Source organism: Amycolatopsis thailandensis (assembly GCF_002234405.1).
GTDB lineage: Bacteria > Actinomycetota > Actinomycetes > Mycobacteriales > Pseudonocardiaceae > Amycolatopsis > Amycolatopsis thailandensis.
Map to the genome: position 1 here is coordinate 1 of NZ_NMQT01000382.1, position 503 is coordinate 503.

A 503-nucleotide genomic window follows, 5' to 3' on the forward strand; every position below is an offset into this window, starting at 1 on the left:
GTGCTCGACCACATCGCCGACGGGCTGACCAACCGCCAGATCGCCGAAAAACTGTTCCTGGCGGAGAAGACGGTCAAGAACTACGTGTCGTCCCTGCTGCACAAGCTCGGTTTCGAACGCCGCACCGCCGCCGCCGTCTACGCCACGCAGCGGCGCAAGCCCTCCTAGAAGATCGCGAACCCGCCGGCGTAGCCGGGGTCCTCGCGCAGCACCCGGCGCAGTTCGTTGAGCGCCCGGTGCTGGGTGACGCGGACCGCGCCCGCGCTCGCCATGCCCAGCGTGTTCGCGGTCTCTTCGGCGCTGAACCCGTGGATCACGCGGAGCACCAGCACGTCGCGCTGTTTCGCCGACAGGACCTCGAACAGCCGGGAAAGCCGTCGGCTGCGATCCGCCTTCTCGACCTCTTCGAACGTCGGGTTCCACGGACCGTCCGGCTCGGGCTCCGGATCGGGGACCGGCGCGGACGGGTCGCGGGCCAGGTTGCGACGGACGTCGGCGACCTT

At 69.4% G+C, this 503-nt stretch carries 2 protein-coding genes; one reads left to right on the forward strand and one right to left on the reverse strand.

Features of this window, described 5'->3' with window-relative positions; genetic code table 11:
* Positions 1-168, forward strand: a 168-nt coding sequence (locus tag CFP71_RS43025) for a response regulator transcription factor (RefSeq protein ID WP_143267348.1), incomplete at its 5' end; no start/stop codon positions are given.
* Here CFP71_RS43025 and CFP71_RS43030 read toward each other — a convergent pair.
* On the reverse strand, positions 165-503 hold a 339-nt coding region (locus tag CFP71_RS43030; RefSeq protein ID WP_279629279.1), incomplete at its 5' end, for a sigma factor-like helix-turn-helix DNA-binding protein. The two genes, CFP71_RS43025 and CFP71_RS43030, sit on opposite strands and share 4 nt — an antisense overlap.